The organism is Candidatus Poriferisodalis sp. (genome assembly GCF_965208485.1).
Classification (GTDB): domain Bacteria; phylum Actinomycetota; class Acidimicrobiia; order Acidimicrobiales; family Poriferisodalaceae; genus Poriferisodalis.
The window spans coordinates 802267-824817 of record NZ_OZ242344.1 but is presented as its reverse complement, the minus strand read 5'-3'; the positions used below and the strand labels follow the sequence as shown (position 1 = coordinate 824817).

At 67.0% G+C, this 22551-nt stretch carries 17 protein-coding genes; 12 read left to right on the top strand and 5 right to left on the bottom strand.

Annotation, left to right across the window (positions count from 1 at the left end; genetic code table 11):
* The first annotated feature begins 7 nt into the window (after positions 1-7).
* A complete protein-coding gene (ppk2, locus tag ACOGXQ_RS03855) occupies positions 8-928 on the top strand; it encodes a polyphosphate kinase 2 (protein WP_419946131.1) in 921 nt (306 codons plus the stop codon).
* A 33-nt stretch (positions 929-961) separates the two neighbouring features.
* Here the strand turns inward: ppk2 and ACOGXQ_RS03850 are convergent, their stop codons facing one another.
* Positions 962-2623, bottom strand: a complete 1662-nt coding sequence (locus tag ACOGXQ_RS03850) for a SulP family inorganic anion transporter (protein ID WP_419946130.1) — start codon at positions 2621-2623, stop codon at positions 962-964.
* Between the two features lie 200 nt (positions 2624-2823).
* Positions 2824-3567: an SDR family NAD(P)-dependent oxidoreductase gene (locus ACOGXQ_RS03845; protein WP_419946129.1), complete on the bottom strand. Its 744-nt coding sequence runs from the start codon at positions 3565-3567 to the stop codon at positions 2824-2826.
* Positions 3568-3787: 220 nt separating this feature from the next.
* On the opposite strand from ACOGXQ_RS03845, the gene ACOGXQ_RS03840 reads away from it, so the two are divergent.
* On the top strand, positions 3788-5089 hold the full coding sequence (locus tag ACOGXQ_RS03840) for an MFS transporter (RefSeq protein ID WP_419946128.1): 1302 nt from the start codon (positions 3788-3790) through the stop codon (positions 5087-5089).
* 70 nt (positions 5090-5159) lie between these two features.
* Positions 5160-5555: a homogentisate 1,2-dioxygenase gene (locus ACOGXQ_RS03835; protein ID WP_419946127.1), complete on the top strand. Its 396-nt coding sequence runs from the start codon at positions 5160-5162 to the stop codon at positions 5553-5555.
* On the opposite strand, the gene ACOGXQ_RS03830 is transcribed toward ACOGXQ_RS03835, so the two are convergent.
* The gene (locus tag ACOGXQ_RS03830) at positions 5552-7432 is read right to left on the bottom strand and encodes an acetyl/propionyl/methylcrotonyl-CoA carboxylase subunit alpha (RefSeq protein WP_419946126.1); all 1881 of its coding nucleotides are present in this window, start codon (positions 7430-7432) and stop codon (positions 5552-5554) included. The two genes, ACOGXQ_RS03835 and ACOGXQ_RS03830, sit on opposite strands and share 4 nt — an antisense overlap.
* A gap of 128 nt (positions 7433-7560) precedes the next feature.
* Positions 7561-9183, bottom strand: coding sequence for an acyl-CoA carboxylase subunit beta (locus tag ACOGXQ_RS03825; RefSeq protein ID WP_419946125.1), 1623 nt, complete (start codon positions 9181-9183; stop codon positions 7561-7563).
* 506 nt (positions 9184-9689) lie between these two features.
* Between ACOGXQ_RS03825 and ACOGXQ_RS03820 the strand changes: the two genes are divergently transcribed.
* The 7 genes from ACOGXQ_RS03820 (at position 9690) to ACOGXQ_RS03790 (ending at position 18936) form a co-directional block, all read left to right on the top strand.
* Positions 9690-14882, top strand: a complete 5193-nt coding sequence (locus ACOGXQ_RS03820; RefSeq protein WP_419946124.1) for a fibronectin type III domain-containing protein — start codon at positions 9690-9692, stop codon at positions 14880-14882.
* The gene (locus ACOGXQ_RS03815; RefSeq protein WP_419946123.1) at positions 14879-15271 is read left to right on the top strand and encodes a hypothetical protein; all 393 of its coding nucleotides are present in this window, start codon (positions 14879-14881) and stop codon (positions 15269-15271) included. Before ACOGXQ_RS03820 ends, ACOGXQ_RS03815 begins: the two co-directional genes overlap by 4 nt.
* A 433-nt stretch (positions 15272-15704) precedes the next feature.
* Positions 15705-16304: a MauE/DoxX family redox-associated membrane protein gene (locus ACOGXQ_RS03810; protein ID WP_419946122.1), complete on the top strand. Its 600-nt coding sequence runs from the start codon at positions 15705-15707 to the stop codon at positions 16302-16304.
* Positions 16295-16843, top strand: a complete 549-nt coding sequence (locus ACOGXQ_RS03805; protein ID WP_419946121.1) for a hypothetical protein — start codon at positions 16295-16297, stop codon at positions 16841-16843. Before ACOGXQ_RS03810 ends, ACOGXQ_RS03805 begins: the two co-directional genes overlap by 10 nt.
* Positions 16844-16927: 84 nt before the next feature.
* Positions 16928-17530 carry a hypothetical protein gene (locus ACOGXQ_RS03800; RefSeq protein WP_419946120.1) on the top strand — a complete coding sequence of 201 codons (603 nt, stop codon included), beginning with the start codon at positions 16928-16930 and terminating at the stop codon, positions 17528-17530.
* Between the two features lie 270 nt (positions 17531-17800).
* Positions 17801-18421, top strand: a complete 621-nt coding sequence (locus tag ACOGXQ_RS03795; RefSeq protein WP_419946119.1) for a hypothetical protein — start codon at positions 17801-17803, stop codon at positions 18419-18421.
* Positions 18418-18936 (top strand): RES domain-containing protein, encoded by a 519-nt coding sequence (locus ACOGXQ_RS03790; RefSeq protein WP_419946118.1) that lies wholly within the window; start codon positions 18418-18420, stop codon positions 18934-18936. The genes ACOGXQ_RS03795 and ACOGXQ_RS03790 overlap by 4 nt, the downstream gene beginning before the upstream one ends.
* A 242-nt stretch (positions 18937-19178) precedes the next feature.
* Here the strand turns inward: ACOGXQ_RS03790 and ACOGXQ_RS03785 are convergent, their stop codons facing one another.
* Complete coding sequence (locus ACOGXQ_RS03785; RefSeq protein ID WP_419946117.1) at positions 19179-19817, bottom strand: VOC family protein; 639 nt, start codon at positions 19815-19817, stop codon at positions 19179-19181.
* 144 nt (positions 19818-19961) lie between these two features.
* On the opposite strand from ACOGXQ_RS03785, the gene ACOGXQ_RS03780 reads away from it, so the two are divergent.
* Both ACOGXQ_RS03780 and ACOGXQ_RS03775 read left to right on the top strand, forming a co-directional pair.
* Positions 19962-20210 carry a hypothetical protein gene (locus ACOGXQ_RS03780; protein WP_419946116.1) on the top strand — a complete coding sequence of 83 codons (249 nt, stop codon included), beginning with the start codon at positions 19962-19964 and terminating at the stop codon, positions 20208-20210.
* A 61-nt stretch (positions 20211-20271) separates the two neighbouring features.
* Positions 20272-22542 carry a M20/M25/M40 family metallo-hydrolase gene (locus tag ACOGXQ_RS03775; protein WP_419946115.1) on the top strand — a complete coding sequence of 757 codons (2271 nt, stop codon included), beginning with the start codon at positions 20272-20274 and terminating at the stop codon, positions 22540-22542.
* The last annotated feature ends 9 nt before the right edge of the window (positions 22543-22551 follow it).

Genomic DNA, 22551 nt, shown 5'->3' with positions numbered 1-22551 from the left:
CGGACCCATGGGGTCCAAGGCTGCAGATGGGGTCGCCGCGCCAGCATTCGAGTCGGATGCGGATGTCGCCTCGACGTCCGCATCGAAGCCGGGTGCGAAGCCCGCTGCTGAGCCCTCCGACGAAGCACCTTCCTGGCCCCCGAAACGCAAGAGCCGCGTGCCTCGCCAGAAGTACGAGCGTGAGCTTGAGATGCTGCAACAGGAGTTGGCCAATCTCCAGCGCTGGATCCAGCACCGGGGGCTCAAAGTCGTCGTCATCTTCGAAGGCCGCGACGCCGCCGGCAAGGGCAGCACGATCAAGCGCATCATCCGGCGCCTGAACCCCCGCATAGTGCGTGTCGTGGCACTGGGCACACCCAGCGACCGCGAGAAAACCCAGTGGTGGTTCCAGCGCTACGTCGAAGAGCTGCCGACGGCGGGCGAGATGGTGATCTTCGATCGCAGTTGGTACAACCGCGGCCTCGTCGAGCCGGTGATGGGCTTCTGCACAGACGACGAGTACGAGGAGTTCCTTCGTTCGTGCCCAGAGTTCGAGCGGATGCTGGTGCGCTCAGGCATCATCCTGATCAAGTACTGGTTCTCGATCAGCGACGAGGAACAGGAGCGCCGCTTCCAGCGACGCATCGCCGATCCGGCTCGCCGCTGGAAGCTGTCCCCCATGGATCTGGAAGCACGCACCCGCTGGGTGGACTTCTCGCGCGCCAAGGACACGCTGTTCGCACACACCGACATCAAGCAGGCGCCCTGGTGGGTCGTCGAAGCCGACGACAAGCGCGCCGCGCATCTCAACTGCATCGCCCACCTCTTGTCGCAGATTCCCTATGAGGCGGTGCCTTGGGAGCATGTCGATCTGCCTGAGCGGGGCGCAGCCGGCGGCTACGTGCGCCCGCCGATCACCGACCAGGCCTTCGTGCCCGAGCTGTACTGAGCCGCCGTCGCGACCAATCGGGAGTTGATTGGCTCAGGCCTCGGTCCGGGACGCCTTGCTGATCTCGAGGTTGATCTCGAGCAGCCGGGCGGCAATGCCCCGGGCCTCGTCGAAGCTCCCCACGAAGTGGTCGCCGGGCACCCGGTGCAGCACATCCAGCGACTGCAGGCTGCCACTGGGCAGGCTCTCCAGCCCGATCACGATGCACTCGGTGTCGTGCTCCATCGCAGCATCGATGAGCTGTTCCACCACCAGGGCAGCGCTGTCGTCGACGTAGCTCGTCTCGGTGAAGTCCAAGATCACGACCTCGTGCTCAACGATGTCTTTGCCGATGGCGAAGCGCAGCCGGTTCGACGAGGCAGCGGTGAAGCTGCCGCGCATCTTGACCATGCCGACCCGCGCCGAGAATGCGTCGAACTGGCTGACATCGACCCGATCGCTGTCGGCGAAGAACACCGCGTCGAGCATGGGCACCGACAGCACGCTGTCGAGCTCGAGGCGCTCGAATCGACGGCTTGAAGCGAGCGCCGCGGCAACCACGCCGGCGGCGATGGCCACCAGCAGGTCGACGAACACGGTGAGGCCGAGCGTGAGCAGCATCACCAGCATGTGCTCGCGCTGCACCCGGTACAGGTGCGTGATCAGCCGCCAGTCGATGAGGCCGAGACCTATCCACAGCAGGATCCCTGCAAGCACTGCGTAGGGGACGGTGTCGATGAGACCGCTGACGCTGAGCACGATGATCAGGACCAGTGCCAGCACCGCCGAGACGGCGCCCGCAATCCGGGTCTGAGCCCCCGCTCGGATGTTGGCTTGGGTGGCACTGGGAGATCCGGCGCCGGGCAGGCCGCCGAACATCGCGGCGACGGCATTGCCGAGTCCCACGCCCATCAGCTCTCGATTGGGATCGTGCTGCTGACCCGTCATGGAGTCGGTCTCGGTTGCGTTCGTCAGGCTGCTCAGCGCACCGATGAGGGCGACGGCGAAGGCGGCGCCCACAGCGCCCCAGAAGCCGCCGGCGGGCATTTCCATGGCCCAGAACGAGGGCGCTCCGATGACCTCGGCGATGCGCGGTGCCCCGTCGAAGAAGATCGCGCCCACGATGACGCCGATGACGAGAGCGCCCGGCACACGCGGTACGTATCTCCGCAGCCGCTTGGGCCAGCCGGCGCAGATGATGAATGTCGTGACTGCCAAGCCGAACGCGTGGAAGTCCATGTCGTTGGCGGCGTCGTCCCAGTGGCGGATCGAATCAATGGGATTGCCCCCGATCGGATCGGCGCCGAAGAACGGCAGCACTTGCAGCATCACCACCATGACGCCGATGCCGCTGATGAAGCCCGAGGTGACCGAATGCGGTGTGAACTGCACGAGGTCGCCGAGCCGCAGCAGTCCGATCAGCATCTGGATGACCCCGGCGATGAAGATGACGGCGAGGGCTTCGCCCGGGGTGTCGGCGTATCGCACCAGCACGAACGAAACGGCGATGGCCATCGGCGCCGTTGCCGCAGAGATCTGCACCCGGGTGCCGCCGAGCACCGCAGCGATGAACCCGACGGCGACCGCGCCCCACAGTCCGGCGATGGGACCGAGTCCGGACATCACCCCGAACGCCAGTGCCAGCGGAAGCACGACGATCGCGGAGACGACGCCGGCTCCCAGATCGGCACGAAGTCGCTGGGTGTCGTAGCTCATTTCAGACCTCCGCGGGCTGAGTTCGCCTGCGGATCACAGTAGTTCACGTCTTGGCGGCAACCTGTGAAGTCCGATGGTTCGGTTGAGCAAGCTCAACCCGCTGTGTCCGATGGTTCGGTTGAGCAAGCTCAACCCGCTGTGTCCGATGGTTCGGTTGAGCAAGCTCAACCCGCTGTGTCCGATGGTTCGGTTGAGCAAGCTCAACCGAACATGCCCCCATCAACCGTGAATTCCTGGCCGGTGCAGTAGCTGCTGGCATCGGAGGCCAAGAACAGCACGACCCTGCCGACTTCGGCCGGCTCGGCGATGCGGCGCAGCGGCACCTGTCGCAGGACTCGGCGCGTGCGGTCTTCGTCCTCGTTGAACACGCTGGTCTGCGCCAGCATCTCGGTGTCGATGTAGCCCGGGTGCACCGAATTGACCCGCACGCCACGGCGACCGAGTTCCTTCGCAGCCGACTTGGTCATGCCGCGCACCGCCCACTTGCTGGCGCTGTAGGCGAATGATCCCAAGGCGCCCATGAGTCCCGCCACCGAACTGATGTTGATGATCGAGCCCGTCTCGGTCTCGGCCATCACCGCACCGACCTTCTGCATTCCCAGGAACACGCCGCGGGCGTTGACGGCCAGCATGCGGTCGTAGTCAGCGACCGAGGTGTTCATGAGGCCGGCGCCTTGGAAGATGCCCGCGTTGTTCACGAGGACGTCGATCTGCCCATGGCGACCCATGACATCGGCCACCACCGCATCCCAGCCGTCTTCCTGGGCCACATCGTGGTGCAGGTATTCACAGCCGACCTCGCCGGCGGTTCGCTCGCCCTCTTCGTCGAGCACGTCGGTCAGCACCACGGTCGCACCCTCGTCTGCGAAGAGCCGACCCTCCACGGCGCCTTGGCCCCGTGCACCGCCGGTGATGATGGCAACTCGTCCGTCCAGTACACCCATCGGGTCACCTCCCTGCTGCTGTGCGTCTGGTGCTGTCGCGTCCGCTCTTTGCGGCGGAGCCGACGGCGAGACCCTAGACCACGGACTATTCGTATTCTGAAGTGCTGAAGCTCAGGGCGCTCGGCCTCGCCTATCTCGGAGAGGATCTCCGAGAGATGCTCTCCACCAGTTGCACACTCGGAGACGCAACAGCTGGGCGGCAGTCATAGGGTGCGCTGCGATGCGAACGGTTGGAGTCCCTGGTCCGGGACCTGATGCCGCGGCCAGGAATGCCGCACCCGCGGGCACCGCCGATGGGCTCATGCAGCGCTTGGGCCTCAACTTCGTGCTCGTGTCCACGATGGTGCTCGGCCCGATCCCCATGATGCTGCCGGCTGTGCTCGCAGTGGATCTCATCGCCGACTTGGGCATCACGACAGGGCCGTTCAGCTTGGCCTTGACGGCCAACACAATTGTCGCTGCGCTGTTCGCACCGCTGTCGGGCCGCATCACCGACAGCATCGGCCCGAAGCGTTCGGTGGTGCTGACCATCGGCACCGCTGGTGTGGGCATGTTCGGCATGGCCTTTGCCACCGACGTGTGGGTCCTCATGGCATCGGCAGCGTTTGCTGGACTCGGCCAGGGCTGGTGCAATCCGGCCACCAACAAGCTGATCGCCGAGCGGGTTCCCGATGGGCGTCGCGGCACCATCACGGGACTGAAGCAGTCGGGGGTCATGTTCGGCACGTTCCTGTCGGGCTTCACGCTGCCGACACTGGCCGTCTGGTTCGACTGGCGGACCGCCATCGGCCTGTACGGCGTCGCGGCGCTCGTGGCCGCAGTGGGCATCCAGCTGTGGCTGGAGCCGGATGCCCCTACGGTGGAGGACGGAGAAGCCGGCTATGGCGCATTACCCGGTGCCGTGTTCTCCCGAGCGCCTGCACATCGTCCGGCAACGCAGTTGAAGGAGTCCGCGCGCGTATTCATCGCCAAGATCACTTGGTTCTCGTTGCTGATGGGCAGCGTGGTGGGAGGCGTCGGGCGGTTCCAAGTGCTCTTCGCCGAGGAATCGCTCGGGTGGACCAACTTCTGGGCAGGCATGGCCAGCGCTCTCGCGGGCATCATCGCGGCGGCATCGCGCATCTGGTGGGCACGCCTCACCGAGCGACGGGTCCAGCCGGCGAGCGCACTCGCCGTCCAGTCGGTGTTCACCGTGTTTGCGATGGTGCTCCTGCTTGCTGCAACGACAGTCCATGACTCGCTGATGTGGGTGATGTCGCTGCTGGCCGGCTTCACGATGATGTCGTGGAATGCCGTGGCGATGCTGGCTGTCATTACTGGCGTTCCGGTGGCGCTGGCGGGCCGGGCTTCGGGCATCGTGATGCTCGGCTTCATGTCCGGGCTCAGCATCGGGGGCCTCGTCGCTGGATATGTCTACGAGCAGACAGGCAGCTTCAGCGTGATCTGGGTGAGCTTCGCCGTCTGTGCGGCTGGTGCGACCGTGCTGGCGCTGACCATGCGGCGGCGACCCATCGCTCTGTGACGGCGCCGGCAGCCTCCGCAAGAGCTCGCCCCGCAGACCGGATCTAGGCTGGCACCCATGGGGGATGACTTTGGGGTCGAGCATCAAGAGTGGGTTCGGCAACGAGCACGCCACCGAGGCCGAGACGGGTGCGCTGCCGGCAGGCAAGAACAGCCCGCAGTGGGTCGCGTGCGACCTGTACACCGAGCGGCTGATCGGCAGCGCCTTCACCGTGGCCCGGGCCGACGCGATGCGTACATGGATGTACCGGATCCGCCCGTCAGTGCGCCATGTCAGCGGCTTGACCGACATCGACCCCGGCAATATCCGCACCTCGCCGTGCCGTGAATCGGCGATTTCGGCGATTGCTCAGCAGTCTCCTAGGAGACTGGTCGGAAAGCCGCTATTTCGGCGTTTGTCAGATGCAAACCCGCAGGTCAGGGACTTGCTGTGTCGGCAAGATCCCCTTTTCCGACCAGCCTCCTAGTACTGTTCGAAGCTGACGAGCACTTGGCTGGCCTCGACGGCGTCGCCCGGCGCGCAGCGGACCTCTGCGACGGTGCCCGCTCCATGAGCGGCAAGCGAGTGGAGCATCTTCATGGCTTCCACCACCACGATGACATCGCCGGCGGCTACGACATCGCCGACGGTCACCGGCACCTCGACCACGACGGCGGGGAATGGCGCGGCGACTGCGTCGACGTTGCCGGTGTCGTCGGTTGCTGTGGGTGCCCAAGCGTCCGACCGGTCGGGTACCTCGAAGGCAACCGTGTGGCCGCGGAGATTGACCGCGACCCCCGCCGATTCAACGCTGCTCGCGCTCGCTGCGCCGTCGGAGGCCATCGCCTCGGCGGACACCTCATGGAGCTCGCCGGCCGCATCCCGCAGCACCACAACGGCCTCGGAGGAGTGCGGGGTCAGCCGGAAGTCGCTCAGCACCGCCCATGGCCCGCTGGCCGCAGCGGCACGTTCGCCCAGCAGGTGTTCCAGCCAGGCAGCTGCCGCAGCCGCAGCCGCATCGGTGGCCGGCGGCGGCGCGGGCATCTCGGTGCCGCTGAGCGCATCGATCATGTTCGTTGTCATCTCGCCTTCGCGTAGTCGGGGCGAGTCCGTGAGCCAGCGCAGGAATCCGGCATTGGTGGGCACCGGCCCCACCACGAGCCCGTCGAGCGCGCCACGCAGCGCATCGAGAGCCTCGTCGCGACCTGGGCGGGTGACGATGAGCTTGGCGATGAGCGGGTCGTAGAACGGGGAGACCTCGCTGCCTGCTTCCACCGACGTGTCCCAGCGAACTCCTTCGGGCACGCGTACGTGGCCCACTGGACCCGCACGGGGTGTGAAGCCGTCGGCGGGGTCCTCGGCATTGATGCGGACTTCGACGCTGTGTCCGCTGAACGTGATGTCTGATTGGGCCAAGCCCAACGGGTCGCCGCTGGCGACACGCAGCTGCAATTCCACCAAGTCAAATCCGGTGATTGCCTCGGTGACGGGATGCTCCACTTGCAGCCGGGTGTTCATCTCGAGGAAGAAGAACTCGCCGGTACCGGCGTCGACGATGAATTCCACGGTGCCGGCGTTGTCGTAGCCGATGTGGCGCGCGAGCGCCACTGCCGCGTCCCTCAACCCGTCTCGGGTGGCGGGATCCAGGTTGGGCGCCGGCGCCTCCTCCAGCAGCTTCTGGTAGCGGCGCTGCGAGGAGCAATCGCGGGTGCCCAGATGGATGACCGTGCCGTGCTGGTCTCCGACGACCTGGACTTCGACGTGACGGGGCCGTTCAATGCAGCGCTCCACCAGCACCCGGTCATCACCGAACGAGCGCAGCGCCTCGGTGCGAGCCTCGGCCAACGCTCCCTCGAAATCCTCCGCGGAGCGAACGATGCGGATGCCTTTGCCGCCTCCGCCAGCGGACGCCTTGACCAGCACTGGGAAGCTCATCTGATCGCGGGCGCCATCGAACTCGGTGTCGCTGTACCCGGGGATCGTCGGTACCCCGGCAGCTTCGGCAATGGCCCGCGCTTCGATCTTCGAGCCCATCTGGGCAATGGCCTCGGGATGCGGCCCCACCCAGATCAAGCCGGCATCGATGACTGCGCGGGCAAATGCCGCGTTCTCGGACAGGAAGCCGTACCCAGGGTGAACCGCCTCGGCACCGGTGTCACACCCCGCCTCGACAATCGCGTCGATGTCCAAGTACGAACGATCCAAGGCGGCCGGGCCGATGCACGCCGACTCGTGGGCCGCGCGCACGAACGGGGCATCCCGGTCGGGTGCTGCATACACGGCGACGGTCCGCCAGCCCAGCCGTTGCGCCGTCGCGAACACCCGGCTTGCGATCTCGCCTCGGTTCGCGACCAGCAGTTTCACGACGGCATTACCTCACGAGCCGGTGCCGTGCGGTCGGCGCAGATCGAGGCTGCTGAGGAGTGCCGCTGCGACGGTGCGGCGACAGCGCAGCGCGCAGGGGTGCCCTCTGGGCCATGTACAGCCGCACGTTACATCCGGTACACGATGCCGGGGCCCGCCGCAGGGGCATCCTGGCGGCCTGCCAGCGCCAAGCACAGCCCGAGCGTGTCGCGTGTATCGGCAGGGTCGATGAGTCCGTCATCCCACAGACGAGCGGTGGCGTAGTACGGGTCGCTCTGCTGCTCGTACTGGGCAGCCACCTCGGCTCGCATGGCGGCGATTTCCTCAGCGGTCGTAGTGGTGCCCCGCATGCCGGCGAGCCGGATGTCCACCAGCACGGTCTGCGCCGTCTCGGCCGACATGGTGGCGATGCGGCTGTTGGGCCACGCGAACAGGAAACGGGGGTTGAAGCCCCGCCCGCACATGCCGTAGTTCCCGGCGCCGTAGGAGCCACCGATCAGCACCGTGTAGCGAGGCACTGTGGCATTGGCCACCGCAGACACCATCTTCGCCCCGTGCTTGGCGATGCCTGCGGCCTCCGAATCGCTGCCCACCATGTAGCCGGTGGTGTTCTGCAGGAACAGCAGCGGCACCCGGCGCTGCTCGCACAGCTCGATGAAGTGGGTGGCTTTGAGGGCATCGGCGGAGAAGATGATCCCGTTGTTGGCGATGATGCCGACGAGGTGTCCCCAGATGCGGGCGAACCCGCAAGTGATGTGCTCGCCCCATTCGGGCTTGAACTCCGAGTAGCGGGAGCCGTCAATGAGTCGTGCGATGACCTCGCGAGCATCAAAGCCGATGCGGTCATCCGCGGAGATCACGCCGTAGATCTCGGCTGGGTCGTAGTGAGGCGGCTCGGACTCGGTCCACGACAGCCAGCCCGCCCGGTGATTCACCGGACGCTGGTTCGACGCAGCGCAGAGTTCGCGCAGCTTGCCGTAGGCGGACCGCTCGTCGGGCGTCATGTAATCGGACACACCCGAGATGCGGGTGTGCAGCGCGGCGCCGCCGAGGTCGTCGGGTTCGATGATCTCCCCGAGCGCGGCCTTCACGATGGGCGGGCCGCCGAGGTAGATGCGGCCGATGCCCGACACCATGATCACTTCGTCGCTCAGGGCCGGAACGTACGCGCCGCCCGCAGTGCAGCCGCCCAGCACCACTGAGATCTGCGGAAGGCCCATCGCGGAGAGCCGGGCCTGGCGGTAGAAGCTGCCGCCGAAGTGGTCCTTGTCGGGGAAGATGTCGTCCTGCAGCGGCAGGAACGCGCCACCGGAGTCCACCAAGTAGATCACGCCGAGGCCGTTCTCGGCGGCGATGTCCTGAGCGCGTACGTGCTTCTTGATGCTGACCGGCAGCAGCGAGCCGCCTTTCACGGTGGCGTCGTTGGCGATGAACATCCAAGGCGCGCCGCAGACCACGCCGATGCCGGTGACGATGCCAGCGCCGGGAGCGCTGTTGTCGTGCATCTCCCAGCCGGCGAGCGCGGAGAGCTCCACGAACGGCGTGCCCGTGTCGCACACCAAGTCGATGCGGTCGCGCGGCAGGATCTTGCCCCGGCTGTGGTGCCGCTCGATGGAGCGCTCCCGGCCGTCCCCGCCTGAGATGGCGAACTGCTGCCGCTCACGCAGGGCGACGAGCAGGTCGGTGTAGACATGCGTGTTCTTGGAGAATTCGCTGCTGCCGACGTCGATGCGGCTCTCGAACCGTCTCATCAGCTCGTGCTGCGAGCAAGAGCCTGAACTTCATCGATGGGGCGCCCGAGCAACCGGGCGATGCGCTCCGACGAGGTGCCGGCGCGACGTGCATCCGCCACAAGGTCGCACACATGCTGGCAGTCGTTCGCAATGGGCAGGGCGCAGCGCCAGAGCCTTTGCTTCGCTGCGGTCATCGACGTCGTGTGGTCAGGGTCCAGCGAATGCGTGTGCACTCAGCTCTCGTCGGCGTGCGCTTCGCAGCGGCTGTCGATTTCCTCTTCGGTCATTCCCGTGAAGTCGAGAGTCAGAGGCATGGCTCCACCTTAGCTTGGCTCCACCACAGACACCGTCATCGTGCAGAACAGCCGGTGAGCACGCGTGCCGGCGTCGAATGTGACCCTCTTGTGCCGTCAAGGACGGCTATTGTCGCATCCGACATGACTCGCGCCGCATCGACTGCTTTGCCATGCGCACCGGCATGTGCATGATCTGTGGGGTGGCGCCATGACCTCCGGCTATTCGCTGTGGCTGTCCTCGCTGTCTCCTTGTGCGACATCTCCGCTGCGCGGGCCGCGGGCGCAAGCAGCGAGGACGGCATCGTCTTGGTGGCAGCGAACCGCATGTCGCTGTCCGATGTGGGCACGGCGTCGTCGCTGGTCGCAGGCGGCGTCGGCGACGCGGTCCTGTTCGCTGAGTCCGAGGCCGCTCTGGGAGACAGCGCGGCGGGCATCGTGGCCGATCTGCAGCCCAACCGGATGATCCTCGTGGGCGGCACGGCGGTGCTGGATTCGAAGGTGGAGAGCGAGATCTCCCATCTCTCAGCGGATGCAGATGTCGTTCGGCTCGCCGGGGACGATCGGATGCATACCGCTGCGCTGGCCGCCGAACTGGTGTTGGGGCGAGCCAGCAGTACCCGGTCGGGGGAGGGGTCGGTAGCGATCGCCAACGGCTGGTCGCTGTCCGATGCCGCGGCGGCTGCCGCTGCGGTAGCACAGGGCCAAGCGGACGCGGTCCTGTATGCGGACCGGGACGAGCTCGGGACGGCCGCCGCCCGGGTGCTCGCCGAGTACCGCCCGGGCCGCATTCTGATTCTCGGCGGCACTGCTGCGCTCAGCGACGACATCGCCCGTCAAGCGGCGCTCGCTGCGGGGTCAGAAGCTGTGCCGCTGCGTCACGCGGGTGCGACACGGGTCGAGACAGCGGCCTTGACGGCTGGGCAGGCTTTCCGTGCAGGCGCGTCGGTGGCGGTAGTCGTCGACGGCTGGGCGTACGATCACGTCGGCGTGGCCGCCGCTGTAGCCGCTGCCGAGGGCAATGCCGCAATCCTGTACGCACGGGGCGGACTGCTCGACGATGCCACCACGGCGCTGCTGGCCGAGCACATGCCGGAGCGAACTTGGGTGGTGGGCAGCTCTCAGGCTGCCGCCGAATTGGCCGAGCAGGTGCAGGCTGTGCTGCCCGAGACCGACCTGAGGCGGGCCATGAGCGAGGCAGCGGCGGCCGCGCATCTTCCCGTGTGCCCGTCCGAGTCCGAGTCCGAGTCCGAGTCCGAGTCCGAGTTTGCCGCAAGCGGCGTCGGCGGCGGTGGCGGCGGCGGCGTCGCCCGGCCGGGTCCCACGACGACCGTGTCGAGAACTGATGCGGCGCTGGCGGATCCTCCTGGAGACTTGGAGGCGATTCCGGGAGACTCGAAACTGACGCTGAGTTGGACTGCCCCGGTGGTTCTGGGATTCGAGGCAGTCGCCTACCGCGTCCGGTGGAAGGGACCGCGCCAGCAGTACTCCGACACCGAGCGATGGATCCTGTCCGGACAACTGGGCTACGAGCTCACTGGCCTGGTGAACGGCGATACCTATGGAGTTGAGGTCCAAGCGCTCATCGCAAACTTCGGATTCAGCGCCTGGGCGAAGGTGTCAGGGACGCCGCGTACGGTGCCGGGTGCGCCCGGCGCGGTGCGTATCGGTGAGGCCGACGAGAGTCTCGAGATCTCGTGGCGGACGCCGACCGATACCGGCGGTGCACCCGTGGAGGGTTACTCGGTGGAGCGGTGGTCGGGCGGGTCGCTGCTCGGCACCGACGACGCCACCGGGCTGAGCCATCGGATCGAGGGACTTGTCAACGGAACGACGTACAGGGTGCGCGTCGCTGCGGTCAATGCGGCCGGTGTCGGCGAGTGGGCGCAGTTTTCGGACGGCGTGCCGGTGGGCACAGCGGATGCGCCGCTGCAGGTGAACGCGCAGCGAGGGGACCAGACCGCGACGGTGCGCTGGGCAGCGCCTTCGGACAGCGGCGGCACTGAGATCACCGGTTACAAGGTGCAGTGGCGCACCGGACCCCAGCGGTGGAGCGCCGGCCGTCAGCGCACTGTCGTCGAGCAGGTGCGGCAACAGGAGATCACCGGTCTGACGAACGGTGTGCCGTACTCGGTCCGGGTGATCGCGGTCAACCGTATTGGCGATGGCGAACCGTCTCAGGCAGTGGAGGTGACGCCGGCGGCCGTCCCAGGTCGTCCCCGCCGCCCGACAGTCGAGCGGGGCGACCAGTCGCTCGCGCTGAGTTGGCAGCCGCCTGAAACCGGCGGCTCGCCGATCGAGGGCTTTGTGGTTCAATGGATCGACGGAGAATCCGACGCCGATGCGAGAGAGCGGTTGCTCGCTGCGAGCGACACAGAGCACACCATCGGCTCGCTGGTCAACGGAACCCCGTACTCGGTGAGCATCCGCGCCTACAACTCGGCGGGAAGCGGGCCGTGGTCCCGGCCGGTGACCCGCACACCGGCAACGCTTCCCTCCAGCCCGCCCGATCTGAGCGTGGAGCGCGGCAATCGCTCCATCACCGCGTTCTGGACTGTGCCTGACGACGGCGGGTCGCCGGTGCTGCGATATGAGGTGCAATACCGCGCTGCGGACGACCAGTTCACCAGCGCCGATCCCACGGTCACGGTGAGCGGCGGCACGCTCAGCAGGCAGATCAGCTCTCTGGTCAACGGTACGCCGTACTTCGTGCGGGTGCGTGCGGTCAACGACATCGGCACTGGTCCGTACGCGATGGCGGATTTCGCAGTGCCGCTCACGGTCGCAAGCGCGCCGCAGGCAGCCACTGTGCAGCGCGGCAACGAGCTGATCACCGTCCGCTGGAGCCAGCCCTCCTCGGACGGCGGGAGTCCGATCACCGGCTACAAGGTGCAGTGGCGTGCGGAGACCGAGCCGTACCAGCCCGCAACCCGTCAACTCGTCACCGGTCCCGGCGAGGACTCCGAGGTCGTCAGCGGACTCGACAACGGCAAGCAGTACTACGTCCGCGTCATCGCGGTGAACAGCGTCGGCGACGGCACCGTCTCGCGCGAACTCTCCGCCACTCCCGCGACAGTGCCCGATGCGCCCAGCCGACCCACCGCCGAGGGACGCGACCGGTCAGTGACACTGGCATGGACACCCAACGGCACCGGGGGAACGCCGATCACCAGCTACACCGTGCGGTGGCGGGCAGGCGACGATCAGTTCACCGACTCCGATGCCACGGTGACGGTTGTCGGCACATCGCACACCATCACCAACCTCACGAACGGAACCGAGTACTTCGCTCAAGTGGCATCCGAGAACACCGTAGGCAGCTCGCCATGGTCGGCGCCGGCGTCAGCGATCGCTGCGACAGCCCCGGGTCGGCCACGCCAACTGGTTGCCGAACGCGGGGACGGATCGCTCGAGGTCTCCTGGCAGGCGCCGACTCACGACGGCGGTCTCGCGGTCGTCGAGTATGTGGTTCAGTGGCGAGCCGGCGACGAGGACTTCGACCCAGCGAATCGGCAGGCGACCGTGACCGACCTGACCGATCTGAGCCACGAGATCGGCAACTTGGCCAACGGCACCGAGTACTTCGTCAGAGTGTTCGCCGTCAACGGCGCCGACCGGACTGCGTCCATCACCAGAGGCATCCCAGCCGGCGCGCCTGGGGCGACCGCAAGCCTGTCCTTTGAGGTCAGCGCTCAATCGCTGCGCATCTCGTGGGAAGCACCCGACGACGGCGGCGCGGCAATCAGCTCGTACCAAGTCCAGTGGCGGGCCTCGGGCGACAGCTATGACGCCGTCGACCGACAGGCGACGGTCACCGCAACGTCGCATCTGCTGACCGGCCTCAGCAACGGCACCGAATACTGGGTTCGGGTCAGGGCCCGCAACGCTGTCGGCGACGGACCGTGGAGCGCGGAGGCGCCGGCTGTCCCTGCAGGGTTGCCCAGCGCGCCGCTCGGGCTGACTGTCGATTCCGGCAACCGATCGCTGACGGTCACTTGGCAGCCGCCTGAGTCCAATGGCGGCGTTGCTGTCACCAAGTATCTGCTGCAGTGGCGCAGCGACAACGAGGTGTTCAGCGCCACAGACCGCATCATGGAGGTCCTCGGCACGACCCACACGATCGACGAACTCGTGAACGGCACGAACTACTGGCTGGAGGTGCGCGCCGTCAATCCCGCCGGCACATCGCCGGCTGCCGCCGCCTCCGCTGTGCCTGCAACCGTGCCCACACCTCCGCGCAATGCTGTGCTCACGCCCGGCAACAACTCCCTGCTGGCCGTGTGGGATGCGCCTTCCGATGACGGAGGTGCTGCGGTGACGGGATATCGCGTCCAGTGGAAGGGTCCCGGCGAGAGTTACAGCGCCGCAGACCGCTCCGCCGATGTGACGGACAGGCACCACGAGATCACCGGCCTGAGCGAAGACGTCGCCTACACAGTCGGGATCGCAGCTCTCAACAGCGCAGGTGCGGGACCGGTGGTGGAGGTCTCTGAGACCATCCTTTCGAGACCGGGCATGGTCCAATCCGTGGCCGCGCAGGCCTACAACGGCACACTCGTGGTCACTTGGGAGCCGCCGCTGAATGCCGCAGAGTGGCCAGTCACCGAGTACAGGGTGTTGTGGACCCGCGACGGAACATTCAACGATTCGCCCTGCTCGGATCGCCTCAGAAGAGTGTCACCCGGCGGGGAACTGCGAGCTGCCGTCACCGAGCTCGCCAACGGCACCATGTACACAGTTCGCGTTGTCGCTGTGAACGAAGGCAGGGCGGGTGAGCCGGCGGACGTCACTGGCACGCCGGTGGCGAAACCGGGCCGGGCCACCGCACTGGGCGTCTTCAGCATCGACGGAGGCCTGACGGTCATGTGGCGGTCGGCGTTCGCAGGAGGTTCGCCGGTCACCGAATATCGGGTGCAGTGGAAGGGGCCTGGACAGAGCTGGGATACCGCTGAACGGCAAGCGACGCTGAACGAGGCCGATTCCAACCGGTACACGATCACCGGACTTGACAACGGCGTCGACTACGACGTTCGTGTCGTGGCCGTGAGCGCCTTGGGCCTCGGCCGCTGGAACGAGCGGACAGTGTCACCCAGTGATGCGCCGGGTGCTCCCGCATCGTTCACAGGGACCCCCTCGCGAGATGTCGGCAACAGGTGCCGCGTGACCTTCGCATGGGAACCGCCGAGCGAAACCGGAGATTCTGCCCTCACCGGCTACCTCCTGCGCAGAAGGATCGAACCGCAAGACGAGTTCTCCGAGCATTGGGACGAGGAGTTCGATGCCAACCGAACCAGATGGACATGGCGGAAGATTGCTCATGCAAGAGTCAACAGTCAGGGTGAATGCGTGGATCTGGGCTGGCATGTCCGGCTCATCCCGATCAGCGACAGCGGCTTCGGGCTGCCGGCGGAGCTGAGGCTGTGAGCTACTACTCGGATGACTCTGCGTGGGTCGGCGGGGATGACGCGCCAACGCGCAGCGTTCAGGACAAGGGCAGCCGCCGACGCGTCGCATCGCCAGAGCCGACTGTCGCGGGACTCGAGTTCGGCGTCTTCAGTTCCACGGTCGAGAGCGGACGGGCACGCGTGCGGCTCGACGGCAGCGGCGAAGCAGTGGAGGCCGTGTACTCCGGCTTCCCTGAGGATTTCGTGCCCGAGCCGGGCGATGAGACGGCTGTGGAACACATTGATGGGCAATGGCACACCCTGCCGGCTGTCACCCACCATCAACGGCGCCCGAGCCGACTCGAGTGGTGGACCACGAACAGGCACACAGGCCTGTTCAAGCTGCTGTTGCGCAGGGATCTCGGCTAGATGAGCGCTCGATGTGAGCACGATCCGCCCACCGGCGTGACGCCGTCGGTGTCTGCGGGAGAGCACGCAGCGGGAACCCGGCGCTGGTTCTTGCGCTCGGTCACCGCCGGGTCGCTCTCACTGCTGACCGCCGGCGCGCACCTGCTGCACGGAGCATCACCGGCTGCCGCATCCTCCAGCACTTGCTGCAGCTTGATATACGAGTCGTCGCAGTGGTGCCCCGTGTACTGCGCCGAGGCATCCCTTCACCTGCGGTGCTGGACATGCAGAGGCTACGCGGGCGGCACATCGGGCCTGTGCAAGTGCTGCGAATGCACCGCGGGCGAGACATGCTGGAATGGGCCTTGGATGTGCTCGTATGAGACGGGCTGCTGCAGCCGAAGCCGCTTGTGAACACGACAGCCTGCAACGGAGTTCCTAGGTTCGCTGCGCCGTGCTGACCGACGTGGGGCCGGAACTGGCGGTGGTTGCCGCTTCGTCGGTGCTGTGCGTCGCGGGTGCGGCCAAGATCGTTTCGCCGGTACCGATCGCATCCACCCTGTCGCAGTTGTGGGGAGGCGCCGGGCCGTCGCTGCGCCCGGAATCGCTGCGAGTGCTCGGCCGTCTGGTCGGCGCCGTCGAGATTGGCCTGGCAGCGGCAATCGTGCTCGGGCGCTCCTGGGCAGCGGCTGCGGTACTTGTCTTGGCCGCCTGCCTGATGGCGATGGCTGGCGTTGTGGGCGTGCGGCGCGGCGGCGGCATTCCCTGTGCCTGTTTCGGGCGCTCCGATCGGACGCTCGGATGGCCTCATGTCGCGCAGTGGCCGCTGTGGCTGGGGGCAGCGTGGTGCGTCGCACGCCAGCCGACGCTGGTCGACACCACGCACCGGGCCGGGTACTCGGTGGTGCTGCTGGGAATCAGCGCCGCCGCCGCCGCCGCGGTGCTGGTCGGGCGAGTATGGGTAAAGGCCTACCCGCTGGCAAGGCACCGTCGCCGCAGCGTCATGACGACGGCCCGGCGGGCAGGAGGTACGGAGGTTTCCGCATGGCGCTAGCCGCCCTGATCCTGTCCGCCGTTGCTCTGCTGCTCGTCGTGCTGGTCGCGCTGGCCATCTTGGAGCTTCTTGTCCAGCGGCCCGCCGGGGATCAGGAACCCCCCGATGCCATCGAGGAGTTCGACTTGGCCTCGGGTGCTGAGGGGGCTCTCGCGAGCAGTCTTGGTCTTCCCCGAGCGCTCGACGACCTGCCGTCGCGCTTGGTGCTGGTGGTCTCACCCATGTGTGCCGCCTGTCACCGGCTCGTCGCTTCCTTCGAGGGTGTCGTTCCCGAACATGTGCTGGTGCTGGTGTCTGCGGCGAATCCTGCACGGCTGCGCCAGTGGTCGGCTGCGGCGGGCCTGCCGCATGATGAGATCGTCTTTGACGACGACATGGCTGTGGTGAACAGCTTGGGCGTCACTTCGAGTCCCGCAGCGGTTGGGTTCGTGCGGGGCCGCGCAGCCTTTGGGGTCAATGTGTCTGGTCGTGGCGCACTCGATGCGCTGGTGAGCCAGCGGCTCGACATCGACGTCGCACCGCCGAGCGGCGAGGAGTGATCGGTGCTCGCGGAGGCGGTCACGGCCGGTGCATTGCTTGCGGGCGGGATGCTGCAGCGCTACAGCCCTTGAGGGCTTGCCTTCGTGGGCCAGTTCGGCCCGAGCGTCGCCGCAGGTCGCGGTCTGCGGCGATTCGCCGACAGCGGTACGTACTTTGCTGGAGTGTTGGCGTCTTCGTCTGTGTTCATGCTCGTCGCCGACGCCGTCGGCGGCCGCATGCGGGAACACGCCGGCGACCGCGGCGCGTTGACGGCTGCGCTGATCGGGGCGAGTGGACTGGCGGCGGCCGACGGCATGCGTGTGTGGAGCGGTCGCACGTCATCGTTCGGCTTGAGTCGTCAGACCCCGTACCGCTGGCGTGCCCGCGGCCGGCAGGGAGTGTTCGCATGGGGACTCGACACCGGCACACCTGTCTTGACGGTCCGCGCGACGCCGCTTCCGATGCTCGGCGTCATCTTGGCGCTGACGGGACATGGCGGTCCGCTGCACGGGCTGTTCTACGGCGTCGGCATCGTTGCGGGCGTCGCGTTCGGGCTGAGATCTGCGCGTACCGAGCCTCGCACCGATCGGCTGCTGGACTCGCTGATGCGTCAGCACGCACGACTGCGCCCGCAGGCACTCCTACTGGTGCTGAACGCGGTCGGAGTCGCCGCGCTGGCGCTGTTCGTCGCCGCGCTGCCCCGCTGAGCAGCCGAGAAGCGTCGCTGTCCAGCGGGTTCTCGTCAAGTTCACGCCTTGTCGATTCTCGTTTGTGATCGTCGTGCTGGCACGGCAGGAGCTGCAGCGCAGGACTCTCGCCCGGCAGATGGTGCGGCGCCAGAAATGCAAGCGAACTTCACCGTCAGAACCCCATCCAAGGAGTCAGGACCCTATCCACGGAGTGCTGCCGCCAAGGTGGGCGTCACCGTGCCAGGCGATGCAGACGATCCTCTCGGGCCATCGGATACTATTCGGACCATGCGAAATCTCCGTATGGCATCCGTCCGCAGTCCATTCGACAAGCTGGGCTTGGCATCTCCTGCGGTCGCGGCGTTGAGCCGTGCTGAGTCAATGGGGCTGCTTCGCGGACAGGTGACCTGCCTTGACTATTCCGCGCTGGAGCAACTGAGGTCGGGTCTGGCCGAGGCCGGCATCGGTCAAGGCTTTCTTGCGGAGTTGGCGCAGCCGCATGCGTGCGAGCCAGACCGTCTGTCGACGCTGATGGCCCGCATCGCGGAGGCTTTGGAGCAGTCGCCCGCACCGGGCCATGAGTGGCCGGCCGTGGTTCGGGTGCTCGGAATCGACCTGCTGGTGCGATTGTTGGGGATCTCCCCGTCGAGCGCACGTCGGTATCTCTGTGGCGACCGAACAACGCCTGACGAGGTGGCAGTCCGGTTGCATTTCCTGGCGCTCGTTGTGGGCGACTTGGCCGGCGCATACAACGACATCGGAATTCGGCGCTGGTTCGACCGACCGCGGGCACGGCTGGGCGGCGCCACTCCAGCGGAGGCGCTTGGCGAGGAGTGGTTTCCGGAAGATCCTGCCGCGCGCAGCGTTCGCGATCTGGCCAGTTCGATCATGTCGTCGCCGGCAACATGATCGCCTTCCGTCATGCCGATCCACGCTTTCCGTTCCTGTGGGAGGGTGCGTCGCAGCCTGCAGGCCGCTGGAATGACGAAGGCGACCTGACGCACTATTTCTGCGACACACCGGATGGAGCGTGGGCAGAGTTCCTGCGACACGAAGAGATCACCGACCCTGTCGATGTCGCCACGATTCGACGTGCGCTCTGGGCCGTCGAGATCGGCGAGCCGCCCCGGCTTCAGCCCGACCTGCTGTTGGAGACGATCACCGGCGGCCCCGTGACATGGCAGGAGTGCAGGCAATTCGCTCGGACGCATCGGCAGGATGCTGATGGCCTCATCGCTCCCTCGGCGGCATTGCGGCCCGGCCAAGCCAACGGCTGGCGAACCGAAGAAGGCATGAGGCCCGGTCCCGAGCAGGACGGACAGGTAATAGCTCTGTTCGGAGCTCGCCCCGATCTCGTCGGCTGGGCCGCAACCGCCGAAGGCCAACCCGACGAGGCATTGCTGATCAAAGTGTCCCACTTCTGAGCAGACCCACCGCTTGGCATCGGTGCGCCTTGCTCAGGGTCAGGTCGGCGGGACCCAAGGCACCGCCGCACCGATGCCGTCATGTGTGGCGAGCCTGGTGAGCGCAGGACTCGACCTCGATGCGCTGGTGAACTTAGCGAGCGGGCTGTACTCGGCTGGCTCGTTCCCGATCTTGGGGACACGCGGACTCCTCGGTGCCCTACAGCCCCATCGAACTCTGCTTGGCCGGTCTGCTGGACGCCTCAGCGCAGAGTGACTCGCCCGTTGGGTGTGTCGAGTTCTGCTTCGAGGCTGACCGTGCTGCCGGCTTCGACCGACACGTCGATGCCGATCGCGCTGTAGAGGACCCGGAGGTGGTCGGGGTCGGGGTGGGTGCCTGAGACCGATACCAGTGTGCAGCCGGTGGGCGTGACCTCGGCGGGATGGGTGGTCTCGCCCCATTCGATGACGAACGGGACCGCGCTGGCGCCGTCGGGGAGCCCTCCGGGCGAGTAGGTGAGCGACCAGTGGATCTCCTCGCCGTCGGGCTTGACGCGACTCATGGACATGATCTCGCCCGGGTCCTCGCCGCTCGCACGCATCGATGCGACGACGTCTTCGATGGTCTCGCCTTCCGACACGTGAACGGCGAAGGTCACGAACCGCGGCCCGTCGAGGCCGTCGACGCCGAACGGCCGCGGATTCTCCGGCTCTGGCTGCTCGGTGTCGGGGGCGATGACCTCGAGGTACACCTCGTCGCCCAGCGACAGGAGCGTGTTGCGGGTGCCGAGGCCCGGATGAGGGCCTCCGGGCGCTGGTTGCACCCCGACGAGTTCTGCGACGGCGGCTGTGGCGGCGTCGAGGTCGGGTGCGGCTACGACGAGGTGATCTATTGCTGCCATGCGGGTACGTTAGATGCCTGAGACACCCGCCCAACCAGAGGGCCTGTTCCGGTTGCTGACGCCGGCTGATGTCAGTCGAGACCGTCCGCTGCCGGCCCGCCAACCGAGTGGTGCTGTGCCACCAGGCCGGCAAGTTCAGCTTCTATGCCCGCATCGTGCGTCCCACAGCGTTGTCGAAGCACCGGGCACGACCCAGCCGGCACCCGAGCCGACTTCTGCGGCCAGACCAAGCACGCCGCTACCGAACGCTTCGGCTGGGACCCGCACCGACTGGAGCTGCGAGAGGCCGTCTGCATCTTCCGCATCTGCACCAACACCGTCCGACGCATCAATCCCGACTGGCAACAACGAACCCGTGACGGACTCGCGCTCGCACTCGAACCGCTCAGCTGACCACTGAGTCTGCATGTGGTCGTAGATTTTGTGGCGGGATATTGAACGCGGGGTGTCGCCGATGCGGGTAGCCGTCGTCCATAACCGGGATCCGAGCGGCGTCATCAACGTGTTCGGGCCGCAGAACCGCGAGCGCTACAACCCCCGCACGGTCGAGCGGGTCGCACGGGCGCTGGAAGCGGGCGGCCACACGGTCCGCGTCATCGACGGGGACATGCATGTCGTCGAGCGCTTGGGTGACTTCATGCCGCGTGTCATCGCCGGTGAGCGTCCCGGGATGGTGTTCAACATGGCCTACGGCATCCAGGGCGTGTCCCGCTACACGCACCTGCCTGCGCTCCTGGAGATGCTCGGCGTGCCCTATGTGGGCTCGGGGCCGCAAGCGCACGGGATGGCGCTCGACAAGGTGATCGCAAAGATCATGTTCCAGTCCGCCGGGCTGCCGACCGCCAAGTTCTGGAATTTTGCCTCGTCCGATGACAGCTTCGACGACCTGAAGTGCTCGCCGGGACATCGCCTGATCGTCAAGCCGAAGATGGAAGCGGTCTCCTATGGCATTCGCATCGTCGACAACGAGGGGGACCTGCGTGAGGCGGTGTCGATGATCATCGAGGAGTTCGGCCAGCACGTGCTGGTGGAGGAGTTCATCGCCGGCCGTGAACTGGCCATTGGATTGCTGGGCAACGGCGATCCCGAAGTGCTGCCGATCGTCGAGATCGACCTCGAAGGCGACCCCAATGCGATCCAGACCGACTCGGACAAGCTGCGCCAGCCCCGCGAGAAGCTGTGCCCCGCGCCGCTCAGCGCCGACGAGACGTCCGAGCTGCAGCAGCTGGCGCGGCGGGCGTTCCGCAGCCTCGACCTGTTCGACTTCGCCCGTGTCGATCTGAGGCTCGATGCTGAAGGCAACCCGTACATCCTCGAGATCAACTCGATGGCGTCGCTGGGACTGACCGGCACGTACGTACATGCGGCGCAAGCGGCGGGGTACACCTACGAGTCGATGGTGAACCGGATGCTGGACGTGGCAGCGGTCCGCTACTTCGGCGCCGAACGGCTCGTATCCCAGGTCGAGTCCGTCCCGGCTGCTCCACGGCGGGACGATGTCGAGCGGCCCCGTGCCCGGCTGCGCACCTATATCCGCAGCAGCGCCGCCACGATCGAGGACAACGTGCGGCGCATGGTCGAGGCGCGCACTCCGACGGAAGCGCCCGAGCGCGTCAACCAGCTCGGCGACTGGGTCGAGCGGCAACTCGAGACGCTGGGGTTCCGGGTGGAACGCCGCCCCCAGGTGGCTCTGGGCGACATCCTGCTGGCTCGCAACCACATCCACGACGTCGACGACGTGCTGCTGCTGGGCCATCTCGACACCGGCGCACCGCTTCAGGAGTGGACGCCGTTCCGCGCCGACGAGCGACGCATCTACGGCACGGGCGCAGCCGAGTCCAAGGGCGGCATCGCGGTCGCTCTGGCTGCGCTGCGAGGGCTGCGCTACATCCGCCGGCTGGGCCAAGTACGTGCAGCGGTACTGCTGACCTCCGATGGCGCGCAGAGCGGCGCAGGCGGGCGGCAGATCATCGCGGAGGCCGGCGCCAGGGCCCGCAACGTCATCGGCCTCAAGCCCGGCGAACCGGATGGCAGCGTGATCACCGCACGCGCAGGCGAGCACCGCTACCTGTTGGAGTCCGCCTACCGGCGCAGCCGCCGCGCGGTGTCCGCCGATCAGGTCGTGCGGCACTTCGCGAATCGGGTGATCGCGCTGCAGGACATCGGGCGCGAGGCCTCAGAGAACGCCGGATCCGAAGAAGACGCTGAAAACGGCGAGTCAGTACGCGGGGTGCGAGCGCACATCACGAACCTGCATCTCGAAGCCGGCGGGGGCCGGCTGCCGTCTCGTGCCGAGCTGATGCTCACGCTGCGCTACAGCGACCCAGAAATCGGGCCGGAACTCGACGAACGCGTGCAGCGCATCGCGGACGCACGAACGGTGCCGGGCGTGCGCATGACCGTGTCCGCCCGTCCGGGACGGCCTGCGCTGCGTCCGACTGATCTGGATCGCTCGCTGCTCGAGACCGTCCAGCAGGCGGCACAAGACCTCAGCAGACCGATTGAGGGCGGCGAGCGATGGGCGGCCGCGGACCTGAGCTTCGTAGGAGAGAACACGGCGCGGATCGACGGCATGGGCCCGATCGGCGGCGCAGCACGTACCGATGACGAGTACATCCTGCGCCACTCGCTGGTGGAGCGCGCGATGCTGCTCGCGGTGACGATGCTCCAGCTGCGCACCCAGCCGAAGCGCCGGAGGGCCGCCAGTGCGACTGCGGCGGGTTGAGGGCGGGTT